Raw genomic sequence first — 13,765 nt, 5'->3', positions numbered from 1 at the left:
CGCGGACGGCGCCCTTCCTCGTCGTACGGGCTCCCACAGCCCCGCAGGAGGGCCGCAGGGGCTCTCGCTGACCGGGCCCCGCGGCCCGTGGGCCCGTGGGGGCCTAGAACTTGTTCTTCGGCGTGAGGCCCAGCGAGAGCCCCGAAAGGCCGCGCTGGCGCCCGCCGAGCTTGCCTGCGATCGCGCGCAGCGCCGAGCCGGCCGGGGAGTCCGGGTCGGACAGGACGACGGGCTTGCCGTCGTCGCCGCCCTCGCGCAGCCGGACGTCGATGGGGATGGAACCGAGGACCGGGACCGAGGCGCCCGTGGTGCGGGTCAGGCCGTCGGCGACCGTCTGGCCGCCGCCCGTGCCGAACACGTCGACCATCTCGCCGCAGTGCGGGCAGGGCAGACCGGACATGTTCTCGACGACGCCGACGATCTTCTGGTGGGTCTGCACGGCGATGGAGCCCGCCCGCTCGGCCACCTCGGCGGCGGCCTGCTGGGGCGTCGTCACGACCAGGATCTCCGCGTTGGGCACCAGCTGGGCGACGGAGATCGCGATGTCGCCGGTGCCGGGCGGCAGGTCCAGCAGCAGGACGTCCAGGTCGCCCCAGTACACGTCCGCCAGGAACTGCTGGAGCGCGCGGTGCAGCATCGGGCCGCGCCAGACGACCGGCGCGTTGCCCGGGGTGAACATGCCGATGGAGATGACCTTCACGCCGTTCGCCGACGGCGGCATGATCATGTTCTCGACCTGGGTGGGACGGCCGTCCGCGCCCAGCATGCGGGGCACGCTGTGACCGTAGATGTCGGCGTCGACCACGCCCACCTTCAGGCCGTCGGCCGCCATCGCCGCCGCCAGGTTCACCGTCACCGAGGACTTGCCGACCCCGCCCTTGCCGGAGGCGACCGCGTAGACCCGGGTCAGGCTGCCCGGCTTGGCGAAGGGGACCTCGCGCTCGGCCTGGCCGCCGCGCAGGGCGCTCGCCAGCTCCTTGCGCTGCTCGTCGCTCATCACGTCCAGCGACACGTCGACGCGGGTGACGCCCTCGACACGGGAGACCGCGTCGGTCACCCGCTGGGTGATCGTCTCGCGCATCGGGCAGCCGGAGACCGTCAGGTACACGGTGACCGCGACCGATCCGTCCGCGCCGATCTCCACCGATTTGACCATGCCCAGCTCGGTGATGGGTCGGTGGATCTCGGGGTCGTCAACCGTCGCCAGCGCTGCGCGCACCGCGTCTTCCGTAGCCATAAGGACGATGGTACGGCGCGCGGCGGCGGCCCCGGGACCCCCGTCAGCGGTCGTCCATGTCACGCCGGGGCGGACGTTCTGCCGGGAATACGGCTGGTTCGTGACGGTCGCCGTGCCGCTCCTGGAGCTCCTTCATCACGTCCTGCAGTTCCGAGCGGATCCAGTCGCGGGTCGCCACCTCGCCCAGGCCGATGCGCAGTGCGGCGATCTCCCGGGTCAGGTACTCGGTGTCGGCGATCGAGCGCTCGTTCTGCTTGCGGTCCTGTTCGAGGTTGACCCGGTCCCGGTCGTCCTGCCGGTTCTGCGCCAGCAGGATCAGCGGGGCGGCGTAGGAGGCCTGGAGGGACAGCGCCAGGGTCAGGAAGATGAACGGGTACTCGTCGAAGCGCAGAGGGCGGGGGGCGGCCACGTTCCAGATGATCCAGAGGATGATCACCACCGTCATCCAGACGATGAACCGTCCGGTGCCCAGGAAACGCGCGATCCGCTCGGAGAGCCGGCCGAAGGCCTCCGGGTCCCACTCGGGCAGCAGCCTGCGCCGCAGCGGGCGCGGCTGGTCCAGCCGGGCGGCCCGGGGGCGGCCCGCGGCGGTGGCCCCGGCCGGGTGCCGCTCGCGCGTGCTCTCGCGCTCAGCCGCCATGCGCGCCCACCCCCTGTCCGTCTCCCCGCCCGTGCCCGTCTCCCTGGCCGCGCCCCGTCGTGCGTCCGTCTCCCGTCGTGCCGCCCGCCGAACCGCCGGGCCCGTCGTCGAGGTGGAACTCCGTCTCGCGCCAGTCGTCGGGCAGCATGTGGTCCAGGACGTCGTCCACGGTGACCGCGCCCAGCAGCGCACCGGCCTCGTCCACGACGGGCGCCGCGACCATGTCGTACGTCGCGAAGAACCCGGCGACCACCGGCAGCGCGGCGTCCGGCGCGAGCGGTTGCAGGTCGTCGTCGAGGATCGAGCTGACGAGCGTGTAGGGCGGGTCGCGCAGCAGCCGCTGGAAGTGGACCGTGCCCAGGTACTTGCCCGTCGGGGTGTCGTCGGGCGGCCGGCAGACGTAGACCTGCGCGGCGAGCGCGGGGGACAGGTCGCGGTTGCGGACCCGGGCGAGCGCGTCGGCGACCGTCGCGTCCGGGCGCAGCACGATCGGCTCGGTCGTCATCAGGCCGCCCGCGGTGTGCTCCTCGTACGACATCAGGCGGCGCATGTCGGCGGCGTCGGCGGGCTGCATCAGGCCCAGCAGCCGCTCCTGCTCCGCCTCCGGCAGCTCGGCGAGCAGGTCGGCCGCGTCGTCGGGGTCCATGGCCTCCAGCACATCGGCCGCGCGCTCCCCCTTCAGCTTGCCCAGGATCTCGATCTGGTCGTCCTCCGGCAGTTCTTCGAGGACGTCGGCGAGGCGGTCGTCGTCCAGGGCGGCGGCGACCTCCGCGCGCCGCTTGGGCGACAGGTGGTGCAGCACGTTCGCGAGGTCGGCGGGGCGCAGCTGCTCGAAGGTGGCGAGCAGGCTCTCCGCGCCCTGCCCGTGCTCCTCCAGCGAGAACCCGCTGACCGCCGACCACTCGACGGTCAGCGTCTCCCCCTTGCTGCGCCGGAACGCGCCGCCCTTGCGGCCCTTGCGGACGAAGACCCGGTCGACCTCCCAGTCCCGGCGCGCGGGCAGCTGATTCACCGACACGTCCAGCACCGTGACCTGCTCGCCGCCCTCCACGAGCGTGACCCGCCGGTCCAGCAGCTCACCGAAGACGAGCCGCTCGGTGGGCCGCTGCTCGAACCGCCGCACGTTGAGCACACCGGTGGTGATGACCTGACCCGACTCGATGCTGGTGACGCGGGTCATGGGCAGGAAGATGCGGCGCCGGGTGGAGAGTTCGACGACCAGCCCGAGCAGGCGGGGCGGCCGGCGGCCGACGCGCACCATGACGACCAGGTCGCGCACCCGCCCCACCTGGTCGCCCGCCGGATCGAAGACGGCGACGCCCGCGAGGTGCGAGACGAAGATCCGCGGGGCGCCCGCTGCCATGACCGCACCTCCCTTTCCTGCTCCGCGACTTTCCGCTCCGCGACTTTCCGCTCCGCGACTTCCCGATCTGTCACTTCTTGAACTGCGACTTCTCGATCTGCTTGTCCTGCGACGTCATGCCCTGCGACTCACGTGCCGGGTCTTTCCCCTGCCCGCTCAAGTGGGCTTCAGGCTAGCCCGTCCCGTCCGGATACGCCCTGGTGAGCCGTGCGGACGGACTGGCTCCGCCGGGCCCCGGCCGCCCCCGGTACGCTGCCGTACGCCGCTACGGGCCCCGCCCGTCGCGCCGACTGCGTGGCGTGCGCCCCGCGTACGCTCCGCAGCGCCCGCCGCCTTGCGGCGCCCACCGCTCGCGAGCAAGAAAGGCAGTGCCGCCCGTGACTGCGATCCCCCCGTGCCGCCGTACCCGCCGGGCCGCGCTGACGAGCGCGCTGTGCGCGCTGGCCGTCGTCACGGGCACGGGGCTCACGGGGTGCTCCGGGGGCGACCCGGACGCGGGGACCAACGGCGTCGGCAAGCTGCCGGCCGACCGCATCCAGGCCAGGTCCAGGACGGCCGCCGAGTCCGCCGGTGCCGTGCACCTGTCGGGGAACGTGGTCAGCAACGGCCGTACCTACCGGCTCGACATGCGTCTGAAGTCCGACGGCGGCACCGGCTCGGTCACCTCGCAGGGGGTGACGTTCGGGCTGCTGCGGGTCGGCAGGCAGCTGTACCTGAAGGCGGACGCCCGGTTCTGGGACAGCGCCGACGGCGAGGGCAAGGACGGCGACCCCACGGCGAACGGGAAGAACGGCCCGGACAAAGGGGCGGCCGGAAAGCTCGACGGCAAGTACGTGAAGGTGCCGCAGGGCGACCCCGCCTACAAGCGGTTCAGCGGGTTCACGGACAAGGGCGTGCTCCTGGAGAGCCTGCTGACGCTGCACGGCGCCCTCGCGACGGACGGCCACCACGAGCAGTCCGGCGTCCGCACCGTCCGCGTCACCGGCGGCAAGGGCACCGGCGGCACCCTGGACGTCTCCCTGGAGGGCACCCCCTACCCGCTGCGGCTGGTCCGGGCCGGCGACGCGGGCACGCTGAGCTTCTCGGAGTGGGGCAAGGACTTCCCGCTGGCCGAGCCGGACGCCGACGACACGGTCGACTACGGCAAGCAGCTGCCGGCGTCCTGAGAGCGGCCCCCGGGCACCTCCGCCGGCCGAGGGCGCGTGCCGCGCTCGGCCCGGCCGCGTTCCGTCACTTGCGCCGCCGCTTCTTCAGCAGCAGCCGGGGCAGCCCCGCCGGGGCCGGCTGCCGCGTGGTCGCCGGAGTGGGCAGTGGCGCCGCGGACAGCGAACCGTCGGGCAGCGGCTCGACCGTCCCCGTCGGTTCCAGGCGCAGCACCCGGCACTCGCGGGCCCAGCGCCCGGTCATGGCCTCGCCGTCCGGCGCGTTCAGGCGCTTGCCCTTCAGCTCGGCCACCGTCTCCCGCCACGCCTGCGAGTGCGGGGCCAGCTCCACGGCCCGGGCCGTCCACGTGACCAGCCGGCCGCCCTTGTCCTTGCTGCGCACCGTCACCTCGGCGGTGCCCCCGTCGGTCAGGTGCGGCAGTGGCTGCTCGCCGGGGCCGTCGCCGACCAGGCACGCGGCACCCTCGTGCCAGACGTGCCACAGCGGACGGGCCGGGACACCGGGCCCGTGGACCCAGATGAGGCCGGACTTCTTCGTGGCCTCCTCGACGAGGGCCCGGTCGAGGAACGCAGCAGTCATGGGAGCAGGGTAGCGAGGCGCGGCCGGAGCGGCGCCGCCGCTCACAGCCAGCCGTTGCGCTTGAGCGTGCGGTGGATGCCGAGGCAGATCGAGACCGTGATGCCCATGATCACCGGGTAGCCGTACTTCCAGTGCAGCTCCGGCATGTGCTTGAAGTTCATGCCGTAGACCCCGCACACCATCGTCGGTACGGCGATGATCGCGGCCCAGGCGGTGATCTTCCGCATGTCCTCGTTCTGCGCGACGGAGGCCTGGGCGAGGTTGGCCTGGAGGATGGAGTTGAGCAGTTCGTCGAAGCCGATGACCTGCTCCTGGACGCGGGCCAGGTGGTCGGCGACGTCCCGGAAGTACTTCTGGATGTCCGGGTCGATCAGCCGCATGGGCCGCTCGCTCAGCAGCTGCATGGGCCGCAGCAGCGGGGACACCGCGCGCTTGAACTCCATGACCTCGCGCTTGAGCTGGTAGATCCGCCCGGCGTCGGTGCCGCGCGGGGTGCGGCCGCGGCCCGGCGAGAACACCTCGGTCTCGACCTCGTCCACGTCGTCCTGGAGGGCGGAGGCGACCGCGATGTAGCCGTCGACGACGTGGTCGGCGATGGAGTGCAGCACCGCCGAGGGGCCCTTGGCCAGCAGGTCCGGTTCGTCCTGCAGCCGGTGCCGCAGGGCCCGCAGCGAACCCTGCCCGCCGTGCCGGACGGTGATGAAGAAGTCCCGTCCGGTGAAACACATCACCTCACCGGTCTCGACCACCTCGCTGTTGGCGGTGAGCTGGTCGTGGTCGACGTAGTGGATGGTCTTGAAGACGGTGAACAGGGAGTCGTCGTAGCGCTCCAGCTTGGGCCGCTGGTGGGCCTGGACCGCGTCCTCGACGGCGAGGGGGTGCAGGCCGAACTCCGAGGCGATGCCCGCGAATTCGGACTCGGTGGGCTCGTGCAGCCCGATCCACACGAAGCCCCCGTCGCGCCGCACCTGGCGCATCGCCTCCTGCGGAGTGAGCGGTGCGGGGGTCTCCAGGCGGGCGCCGTCGCGGTAGACGGCGCAGTCGACGACGGCCGAGGGGGTGGCCGGGTCGCGGGTGGTGTCGTACGTGCCGCTGTCCTTGCGCTGCGCCGGGCGCGACGGGCGGACCACGGCACGCAGGTCACGGATCATCGACATGGCGGGGCTCCTTCGTGACGAGCGACGAAGAGCGCCGACGGCGGTCGGAACTGCCCGGAATGAGGACGTCCGGTGTGCGGATGTTTCGCACGTCCACAAAGCGGGGAGCACCGCACCGACGCGGTGACGGGCTTCGTCACTGATTCGATCGGTCAGATCGGGCGATCAGGCAAACGAAACGAAGTGCTCTTCCGTACGACGCGCGCGGGGGCACGAAGGCGAGAGGTGGCGGGTCAGCCGGAGCCGGAACAGCTACATCAGCGGCGGGAAGAGCGGGTGCTACTGCACGGTCGACTTCGATCCATGACAGCCCCACCTCCTCCGGCCGGTCCCTCGTAAGGGAGTCCCATCGGCGTCGGGGCTTGATCGCGACGCTTCTGCGTGCTGCCCCGAACCACCGAGTCAGAGTACCAGTCGGCCAACGTGTCAAGGTGCCGCTTTGCCGGGTACTGACGAGTTCTATGCTCGCGGCATGGCAGATGTTCTTCCACTGGTCGAAGCCCGGTTGCGCGCCGCGCTGGGCGAGCCGGACGCGCGCGCGGCGGTCACCTTCCTCGGCACGGACCGCATCGAGGTACTGCGCTTCCTGACGGGGGACATCGTCCGGTACGCCACCCTCGGCATGTCGGCCCGTCCGATGGCGGACCCCACGGCGCTGCTGGCCGACCCGGTCCAGGGGCCGCGCGCCGAGCTGGTGCTGAGTGTGCGGGCCGGGCTCGCCGACACCGACAAGGTGCTGCGCCCGCTCGCCGTGCTCGCCGCGTCCCCGCAGGTCGAGGGCGTGGTCGTGGCACCGGGCGCCTCGCTCGACGTGGGCGGGGAGCTGTGGCCCCAGGCGCCCTTCACCTCGGTCCTGGTGGCCGAGCCGGGCGGCCTGGTGGGGGACCTGGAACTCGACGCGCCGCTGGATCCCGTGCGGTTCCTGCCGCTGCTGCCGATGACGCCGAACGAGGCCGCCTGGAAGCGGGTGCACGGCGCACAGGCACTCCAGGAGCGCTGGCTGACGGGTGGGACGGACCTGCGGGACCCTGCCCGCCGGTCCGTCCCGCTGGAGTGACCGAACTCACCCAAGAGGCGGGTGGGGCACGTCAGTTGGCGAAGACGGTGACACCGTCCTCCGTCGCGTGGCGCGGTTCCATCTCCTCCGCCTCGTGGGCGAGGGCCCGGCGCCGCACCAGCACCACCAGCGCGCCCAGCACGGCGGTGGCCCCGGCGACCACGAACGGGACGTGGATGTCGGTCCACTCCTCGATCTTGGGCGCCAGGTAGGGCGCGGCGGCCGCGGCGAACCAGCGCACGAAGTTGTAGCCCGCGCTCGCCACCGGACGCGGCGCGTCCGACACCCCGAGCGCCAGCTCGGTGTAGACGGTGTTGTTCACGCCGATGAACGCGCCGGACAGGATGGTGCAGACGATCGCGGTGGTGTGGTCGCCGTAGCCGAGAACGACGACGTCGGCGGCCAGCAGCACCAGGGAACCGCCGAGCACCTTCAGCGAGCCGAACCGCGCCTGCATGCGCGGGGCCACCAGCACGGAGAACACTGCGAGCAGCAGGCCCCAGGCGAAGAAGACGGCACCCGACTTGTAGGGCGTCATGTTCAGCACGAACGGCGTGAAGGCCAGCACGGTGAAGAACGTGTAGTTGTAGAAGAACGCCGAGACGGCCGCCGAGGCGAGACCGCCGTGGCCGAGCGCCTTGATCGGGTCGAGCAGCGAGGTCTTGCGGGCCGGCTTCGGCTGCTCCTTCAGGAACGCCGTGATGCACAGGAAGCCGACGGCCATCAGGCAGGCGGTGCCGAAGAAGGGGTAGCGCCAGCTGGCATTGCCGAGCAGGGCGCCCACCAGCGGGCCGCACGCCATGCCGAGGCCGAGCGCGGACTCGTAGAGCAGGATGGCCGCCGCGCTGCCGCCCGCCGCCGCGCCGACGATGACCGCGAGCGCCGTGGAGACGAAGAGCGCGTTGCCCAGCCCCCAGCCGGCCCGGAAGCCGACCAGCTGGCCGACCGAGCCGGAGGTGCCGGCGAGCCCGGCGAAGACCACCACGAAGGCGAGGCCGAGCAGCAGCGTCTTGCGTCCGCCGATGCGGCTGGAGACGAAGCCGGTCACCAGCATCGCCACGGCGGTGATCAGGAAGTAGGAGGTGAACAGGAGAGAGACCTGGCTGGCGGTGGCGTCCAGGCCCTTGGCGATGGAGGGCAGGATCGGGTCGACCAGACCGATGCCCATGAAGGCGACGACGGACGCGCCGGCCGTCGCCCAGACGGCCTTCGGCTGCCGCAGGATGCTGCCGGCGCCCGCGTCGAAGGGGTCCGCTGCCATGCGTGCTCCATTCCGGACGGAGGGGTGTGGGACGGGTGGGTGTGCGGGTGGGTGGTGCGGTGGGCCAGCAGGATGGTTGGCTTATGCACATAGTAAGTTAGCGCGGCTAATTAATGCAAGGTGCATCTACTTCTTGCCGCGCGGGCTGGTCTTTCTTGCCGGCGGGCGGGTCCCTTCCGGCCGCGCGGGGCCTGCCGTCCGGCCGGGCGGGCCCCTCCGGACGGGTGATCGTCCTTGACGCGGCGCGGTCCGGGTAGGAGCGTGGGGCTCTATGAGGGGCGAACCCAGTTGCCCGAAGTGCGGTGGCCGGGTCAGGGCTCCCGGACTCTTCAGCGACACCTGGCAGTGCGCTGTCCATGGGACGGTGTATCCGGTGCAGCCCGTGACCCCGCCCAGCGTCGAGGGGCTCGGCGTTGTCGTGCACCGCGCCCAGGTGCCCGTGTGGATGCCGTGGCCACTGCCCGTCGGCTGGCTGTTCACGGGCGTGGCCAGCGCGGGTGACGACCGCAGCGGCGGCCGCGCGACCGCCGTGGCCTGCTCGGGTCCCGGACCGCTCGGCGGCATGGGCGAACTGATCCTGGTCGCCGAGGAGCTGGGCGTCGGCCTCGGCGCCCGCTACGCCGGCATCGAGGGCCCGGACCCCGGCCCGTGCCTGAACGTCGAGAAGCCGCCGGACGCCAAGGTGCTGGCCGGTGGCCGTCCCACCCCGCTGTGGCACGTCTCCGGTGTTCCGGCGGACCGCGCCGTCTTCGCCGGCGAAGCCCGCGGGCTGTGGCTGTGGGCGGTGGTCTGGCCCGAGCAGTCGGGCCTGCTGATGTACGACGAACTGGTCCTGGCCGACCTGCGGGACGCGGGCGCCGAGGTCGACCTGGTGCCGTACGGGGCCCTGTCGCCGCGGTTGCTGCAGCCGTGACCGTGTAGGGGGCGGGGCGGCCGAGCGGCTGTGACAGGGGCACCCCTTGTCTCCCGTTATCCTTGAGTGTCCCTTTCCGTCCCGTCGCAGCCTGGAGTCCGTGTCGTGCGTATCGACCTGCACACCCACTCCACCGCGTCCGACGGTACGGACTCCCCGGCCGAACTCGTGCGGAACGCCGCCGCGGCCGGACTGGACGTCGTCGCCCTGACCGACCACGACACCACGCGCGGGCACGCGGAAGCGGTCGCGGCCCTGCCCGACGGGCTCACCCTGGTCACCGGCGCCGAACTCTCCTGCCGCATCGACGGCATCAGCATGCACATGCTGGCCTACCTCTTCGACCCCGCGGAGCCCGCCCTGCTCGCCGAGCGGGAACTGGTCCGCGACGACCGGGTGCCGCGCGCGCAGGGCATGGTCGCCAAGCTGAACGAGCTGGGCGTCCCGGTCACCTGGGACCAGGTCGCGCGCATCGCGGGCGAGGGTTCGGTCGGACGGCCGCACGTCGCCTCCGCCCTCGTGGAGCTGGGCGTCGTACCGACCGTGAGCGACGCCTTCACCGACCAGTGGCTGGCCGACGGCGGCCGGGCCTGGGTCGCCAAGCACGAGACGGACCCGTTCGAGGCGATCCGGCTGGTCAAGGGGGCCGGCGGGGTCTGCGTCTTCGCGCACCCGGCCGCGGCCAAGCGCGGCCGAACGGTTCCGGAGTCCGCCATCGCCGAGCTGGCCGCGGCCGGCCTCGACGGCATCGAGGTCGACCACATGGACCACGACCCGCAGACCCGGGCCCGCTTGCGCGGCCTGGCGAAGGAGCTGGGACTGCTGGTCACCGGCTCCAGCGACTACCACGGCGGCCGCAAGGCGGTCTCGCTGGGCGAGTTCACCACGCACCCCGACGTGTACGGGGAGATCACCCGGCGGGCGACCGGAGCGTTCCCGGTGCCGGGCGCCGGCGGAACCGGCGCGGTCGCGGGCGTGGCCTGACGCTCACGCGCCCCTCGCACGCCCCCCTGCTTCTCCCTCTCGGATCTCTCCGGTTTCTCCGATCTCTCCGGTTTCTCCGGTTTCTCCGGTCTCTTCTTCCGCACGTACGCAAGGCCTGTTCAGACGATGTTCGACGCTGCCGTCTTCGGCTCCCTCTTCCTCACCCTTTTCGTCATCATGGATCCCCCCGGGATCACGCCGATCTTCCTCGCGCTGACCGCGGGACGACCTGCCAAGATCCAGAAGCGGATGGCCTTCCAGGCCGTCTGCGTGGCGGGCGGCGTGATCGCCGTGTTCGGTGTGCTCGGCCACCAGATCCTCGACTACCTGCACGTCTCCGTTCCCGCGCTGATGATCGCGGGCGGGCTGCTCCTGCTGCTGATCGCGCTGGACCTGCTCACCGGCAAGACCGACGAGCCCAAGGCGACCAAGGACGTCAACGTCGCCCTGGTCCCGCTCGGCATGCCACTGCTGGCGGGCCCGGGTGCGATCGTGTCCGTCATCCTCGCCGTGCAGAAGGCCGACAGCGTGGGCACCCAGATCTCCGTGTGGTCGGCGATCGTCGCCATCCACGTCGTGCTGTGGCTGGTCATGCGCTACTCGCTGCTGATCATCCGGGTCATCAAGGACGGCGGCGTGGTCCTGGTGACGCGGCTGGCGGGCATGATGCTCTCCGCGATCGCCGTGCAGCAGATCATCAACGGCATCACCCAGGTGGTCCGGGGCGCCTGACCCGGCGCCCGCCCGGGCCGCGGCACGGACGGAGCCCCCGTACGGCATCGCTCGCGCGTGCCGTGCGGGGGCTCCGAAGTGCGAAAACCAGGCCCTGCTGTTACGAGGCCGGGGTGTCGGCCGGGCGGATCCAGAGCCGCTGGCCGATCGCTGCGGCCTGCTGAACGATCCGATTGACGGAGGCGGCGTCCACGACGGTGCTGTCCACGGTGGTGCCGTCGACCTCGTCGAGTCGCATGATCTCGAAGCGCAAGGGCTTCTCCCTTCGTCTGGTCATCCTCCTGCGGAGAATTACTGTGAGATGGATGGTGCACGTGGCATCGGTGCCCCGTGTTCCTCATGGGACAACAGGTTCTCCGCCGAGAACATTCCCTACGCTAAAGAAATTTTTCGAACGGCTAATTACTGACGGGTCGAAGACTTCGAACGACCGACCGGGACCGGTTGTATTCGCAGCGTGACCAACGGGACAATGGACCCGATGAACGAGGCCATGAACGAGGACCGCGCGGCGCTCGCCGCCCGCATCGACCGCACGAACGAGCTGCTGGAACGCATGCTCGCCGAGGTGGCCAAGACACCCTCCACCCACGCGATCTTCGTCGATGCCGGGTACCTCTACGCCGCCGCGGGCCGCCTCGTGGCCGGCACCGAGGACCGCCGGGCCTTCGACCTGGACGCCGAGGGCCTCATCGACGCGCTCATCGACCGGGCCCGCACCGTCTTCGCCGACAGCCGGCTGCTGCGCGTGTACTGGTACGACGGCGCCCGGCGCCGCATCCACACCGCCGAGCAGCAGTCCATCGCCGAACTGCCCGACGTGAAGGTCCGCCTCGGCAACCTCAACGCGAACAACCAGCAGAAGGGCGTCGACTCCCTCATCCGCTCCGACCTGGAGTCCCTGGCCAGGCACCGCGCGATCAGCGACGCCGCCCTGCTCGGCGGCGACGAGGACCTGGTCTCCGCCGTGGAGGCCGCCCAGGGCTACGGCGCCCGCGTCCACCTGTGGGGCATCGAGGCCCCGGAGGGCCGCAACCAGGCCGAGCCGCTGCTGTGGGAGGTCGACAGCCAGCGCACCCTCGACCTCGACTTCTTCAAGCCCTACGTCTCCCGGCGCACGGCGGCCACCTACGACCCCGCGGGCACCACCCGGCCGAGCCGGGAGGACGTCCGCTTCGTCGGCGCGCAGATCGCCGCGAAGTGGCTCGCGGCACGCGGCCGGGACAGCCTCGCCGAACTCCTCCCCGGCCACCCCTACCTGCCCGGTTCGGTGGACCAGGACCTCCTGGTCGAGGCGGAGGGCCTCCTCCAGTACTCGCTGCGCGGCCAGGCCGACCTGCGGCGCGCCCTGCGGGACGGCTTCTGGGACCACCTCCAGGCGCAGTACTGACGGGCCGGCCGCGCTACTGGTCCGTGCGGTCCGTGCGGTCCGTGCGGTCCAGGAGGCCGGTGCGGCCGGTGCCGCCCGCCCGGTCCGTGCTGTCCCAGAAGTCGGCGAGCGCGTGGGCGGTGGCGAGCGGCTGGTCGCAGTTGGGGGAGTGCTCGGCGCCCTCGACGATCGTGCGCCGCGCCCCGAGCCGTACGGCCATGTCGTCCAGGAGCGGCACCGGCCAGGCGTCGTCCCGGGCGCCCGAGAGGACGTGGAACGGCAGCGGAACGGCGGCGAGGTCCGCGACCCGGTCCGGTTCGCCGCACAGCTGACGCCCGGTGGCCAGCAGTTGCGCGGGCTTGTTGCCCAGCCAGCGACGACGCAGGTCCGCCCGGTCGTCCACGGCGGAGTCGAGGCCCGCCGCGAGACCACTGTCCCCCGCGGCGGGGTCGTCGGGCGTCGCGGCTGACTCCATCGACTGGATGACGTCCCAGACCTCGGCCATCGACATCACCGTAAGCGCGTCCCGCAGCAGCTTCACGCGCTGCCGCTGCGCGGGGGAGACCTGCGCCGGACCGGACGACATGAGGGTGAGCGAGACGAAGAGGGAGTGGTCGAGCAGGACGGCCGCACGGGCGATCTGCCCCCCGAGGGAGTGCCCGACCAGGTGGACGGGCGTGCCGAGCGCGGCGGCCTGCGCGAGGACGTCCCGGGCGAGCTGCTCCTGGGCGTACGCCGACTCGTCGTCCTCGGGCCCGTCCGACTCGAACTGCCCGCGGCCGTCCACGGCCACGGTCCGGTAGCCGCGCGCGGAGAGCGGTGCGTGCAGCGGGTTGAAGTCCTCCTTGCTCCCGGTGAAGCCGGGCAGCAGCAGCGCCGTGCCCCTGGGCTCGGCACCGGTCGCCGCGGGCGCGTCGACGACGGCGAACTCACCGCGCGCGGTACGCAGCCGGTGGCTCCGGGCGCCGGGCGGCGGGACGAAGGTCGGGGGCCTGCTCATGCCGTGAGGTTATCGGGCCCGGTGGACGGCGGCCCGGTCCGCCCCGGGCGGGGGAGCCGGCGGGCCGGGGAGTGCCCGGACGCCGAACGGCCCGGCCCACACGGAGTGGACCGGGCCGTTCGGCGATCTACCGGGGGACGCGGTGGCTCACGCCTGTGCTGACTCGACGGCGGCCGCCGTCTTGCGAGTCCGGCGGCGCGGCGCGGCTTCCGGCTCGCCGGTCGCCTGCGCCGGGATCTCCGCCCCGGCGGCGTCGGCGGACTCGGCGGCCTTACGGGTACGGCGGCGCGGCTTGGCCTCCGCCTCCCC

The 13,765-nt window shown here is 72.2% G+C and carries 14 protein-coding genes; 6 read left to right on the top strand and 8 right to left on the bottom strand.

What is annotated here, in order from left to right; genetic code table 11:
* Positions 1-103 precede the first annotated feature (103 nt).
* From ACFC02_RS14900 to ACFC02_RS14890, 3 genes are read right to left on the bottom strand one after another with little or no spacing between them, the layout of a single operon-like run.
* Entirely contained in the window at positions 104-1,237 is a 1,134-nt protein-coding gene (locus tag ACFC02_RS14900; protein WP_360969605.1) for an Mrp/NBP35 family ATP-binding protein, read from the bottom strand.
* A gap of 43 nt (positions 1,238-1,280) precedes the next feature.
* Positions 1,281-1,877, bottom strand: a complete 597-nt coding sequence (locus ACFC02_RS14895) for a DUF1003 domain-containing protein (RefSeq protein ID WP_376356528.1) — start codon at positions 1,875-1,877, stop codon at positions 1,281-1,283.
* Positions 1,867-3,240 (bottom strand): magnesium transporter MgtE N-terminal domain-containing protein, encoded by a 1,374-nt coding sequence (locus tag ACFC02_RS14890; RefSeq protein ID WP_376356526.1) that lies wholly within the window; start codon positions 3,238-3,240, stop codon positions 1,867-1,869. Before ACFC02_RS14890 ends, ACFC02_RS14895 begins: the two co-directional genes overlap by 11 nt.
* A 377-nt stretch (positions 3,241-3,617) precedes the next feature.
* Here ACFC02_RS14890 and ACFC02_RS14885 point away from each other — a divergent pair, with 377 nt between their 5' ends.
* The gene (locus ACFC02_RS14885) at positions 3,618-4,406 is read left to right on the top strand and encodes a hypothetical protein (protein WP_376356524.1); all 789 of its coding nucleotides are present in this window, start codon (positions 3,618-3,620) and stop codon (positions 4,404-4,406) included.
* Positions 4,407-4,470: 64 nt separating this feature from the next.
* Here ACFC02_RS14885 and ACFC02_RS14880 read toward each other — a convergent pair whose 3' ends face one another.
* Together ACFC02_RS14880 and ACFC02_RS14875 are read right to left on the bottom strand one after the other, a co-directional pair.
* The gene (locus ACFC02_RS14880) at positions 4,471-4,983 is read right to left on the bottom strand and encodes a hypothetical protein (RefSeq protein WP_376356522.1); all 513 of its coding nucleotides are present in this window, start codon (positions 4,981-4,983) and stop codon (positions 4,471-4,473) included.
* A 41-nt stretch (positions 4,984-5,024) separates the two neighbouring features.
* Positions 5,025-6,140 (bottom strand): magnesium and cobalt transport protein CorA, encoded by a 1,116-nt coding sequence (locus ACFC02_RS14875; protein ID WP_376356520.1) that lies wholly within the window; start codon positions 6,138-6,140, stop codon positions 5,025-5,027.
* Between the two features lie 472 nt (positions 6,141-6,612).
* On the opposite strand from ACFC02_RS14875, the gene ACFC02_RS14870 reads away from it, so the two are divergent.
* Complete coding sequence (locus ACFC02_RS14870; RefSeq protein ID WP_376356518.1) at positions 6,613-7,197, top strand: suppressor of fused domain protein; 585 nt, start codon at positions 6,613-6,615, stop codon at positions 7,195-7,197.
* 31 nt (positions 7,198-7,228) lie between these two features.
* Here ACFC02_RS14870 and ACFC02_RS14865 read toward each other — a convergent pair whose 3' ends face one another.
* Positions 7,229-8,458 (bottom strand): MFS transporter, encoded by a 1,230-nt coding sequence (locus ACFC02_RS14865; RefSeq protein ID WP_360969592.1) that lies wholly within the window; start codon positions 8,456-8,458, stop codon positions 7,229-7,231.
* Positions 8,459-8,729: 271 nt separating this feature from the next.
* Between ACFC02_RS14865 and ACFC02_RS14860 the strand changes: the two genes are divergently transcribed.
* From ACFC02_RS14860 to ACFC02_RS14850, 3 genes are all read left to right on the top strand, one after another.
* The gene (locus ACFC02_RS14860; RefSeq protein WP_376356516.1) at positions 8,730-9,371 is read left to right on the top strand and encodes a DUF6758 family protein; all 642 of its coding nucleotides are present in this window, start codon (positions 8,730-8,732) and stop codon (positions 9,369-9,371) included.
* Between the two features lie 105 nt (positions 9,372-9,476).
* Complete coding sequence (locus tag ACFC02_RS14855; protein WP_376356514.1) at positions 9,477-10,355, top strand: PHP domain-containing protein; 879 nt, start codon at positions 9,477-9,479, stop codon at positions 10,353-10,355.
* A gap of 126 nt (positions 10,356-10,481) precedes the next feature.
* Complete coding sequence (locus ACFC02_RS14850; RefSeq protein WP_360969587.1) at positions 10,482-11,087, top strand: MarC family protein; 606 nt, start codon at positions 10,482-10,484, stop codon at positions 11,085-11,087.
* A gap of 100 nt (positions 11,088-11,187) precedes the next feature.
* Here ACFC02_RS14850 and ACFC02_RS14845 read toward each other — a convergent pair whose 3' ends face one another.
* Positions 11,188-11,364 carry a hypothetical protein gene (locus ACFC02_RS14845; RefSeq protein ID WP_360969635.1) on the bottom strand — a complete coding sequence of 59 codons (177 nt, stop codon included), beginning with the start codon at positions 11,362-11,364 and terminating at the stop codon, positions 11,188-11,190.
* A gap of 204 nt (positions 11,365-11,568) precedes the next feature.
* Here ACFC02_RS14845 and ACFC02_RS14840 point away from each other — a divergent pair, with 204 nt between their 5' ends.
* Complete coding sequence (locus tag ACFC02_RS14840) at positions 11,569-12,477, top strand: NYN domain-containing protein (RefSeq protein ID WP_360969585.1); 909 nt, start codon at positions 11,569-11,571, stop codon at positions 12,475-12,477.
* Between the two features lie 13 nt (positions 12,478-12,490).
* Here ACFC02_RS14840 and ACFC02_RS14835 read toward each other — a convergent pair whose 3' ends face one another.
* Positions 12,491-13,456, bottom strand: coding sequence for an alpha/beta fold hydrolase (locus tag ACFC02_RS14835; protein ID WP_376356511.1), 966 nt, complete (start codon positions 13,454-13,456; stop codon positions 12,491-12,493).
* Between the last annotated feature and the right edge of the window lie 309 nt (positions 13,457-13,765).

Origin of the sequence: Streptomyces sp. NPDC056160 (genome assembly GCF_042268205.1) — a bacterium.
Classification (GTDB): Bacteria; Actinomycetota; Actinomycetes; order Streptomycetales; family Streptomycetaceae; genus Streptomyces.
Note: the sequence above shows the minus strand (reverse complement) of the source record. Positions and strands in the feature narration are given on the sequence as shown.

Coding starts and splice junctions, on each gene's coding strand:
- ACFC02_RS14900 (WP_360969605.1), bottom strand. CDS start 1,237: ATGGCTACGGAAGACGCGGTGCGCGCAGCGCTGGCGACGGTTGACGAC.
- ACFC02_RS14840 (WP_360969585.1), top strand. CDS start 11,569: ATGAACGAGGCCATGAACGAGGACCGCGCGGCGCTCGCCGCCCGCATC.
- ACFC02_RS14845 (WP_360969635.1), bottom strand. CDS start 11,364: ATGACCAGACGAAGGGAGAAGCCCTTGCGCTTCGAGATCATGCGACTC.
- ACFC02_RS14875 (WP_376356520.1), bottom strand. CDS start 6,140: ATGTCGATGATCCGTGACCTGCGTGCCGTGGTCCGCCCGTCGCGCCCG.
- ACFC02_RS14835 (WP_376356511.1), bottom strand. CDS start 13,456: ATGAGCAGGCCCCCGACCTTCGTCCCGCCGCCCGGCGCCCGGAGCCAC.
- ACFC02_RS14890 (WP_376356526.1), bottom strand. CDS start 3,240: ATGGCAGCGGGCGCCCCGCGGATCTTCGTCTCGCACCTCGCGGGCGTC.
- ACFC02_RS14860 (WP_376356516.1), top strand. CDS start 8,730: ATGAGGGGCGAACCCAGTTGCCCGAAGTGCGGTGGCCGGGTCAGGGCT.
- ACFC02_RS14850 (WP_360969587.1), top strand. CDS start 10,482: ATGTTCGACGCTGCCGTCTTCGGCTCCCTCTTCCTCACCCTTTTCGTC.
- ACFC02_RS14880 (WP_376356522.1), bottom strand. CDS start 4,983: ATGACTGCTGCGTTCCTCGACCGGGCCCTCGTCGAGGAGGCCACGAAG.
- ACFC02_RS14895 (WP_376356528.1), bottom strand. CDS start 1,877: ATGGCGGCTGAGCGCGAGAGCACGCGCGAGCGGCACCCGGCCGGGGCC.
- ACFC02_RS14865 (WP_360969592.1), bottom strand. CDS start 8,458: ATGGCAGCGGACCCCTTCGACGCGGGCGCCGGCAGCATCCTGCGGCAG.
- ACFC02_RS14870 (WP_376356518.1), top strand. CDS start 6,613: ATGGCAGATGTTCTTCCACTGGTCGAAGCCCGGTTGCGCGCCGCGCTG.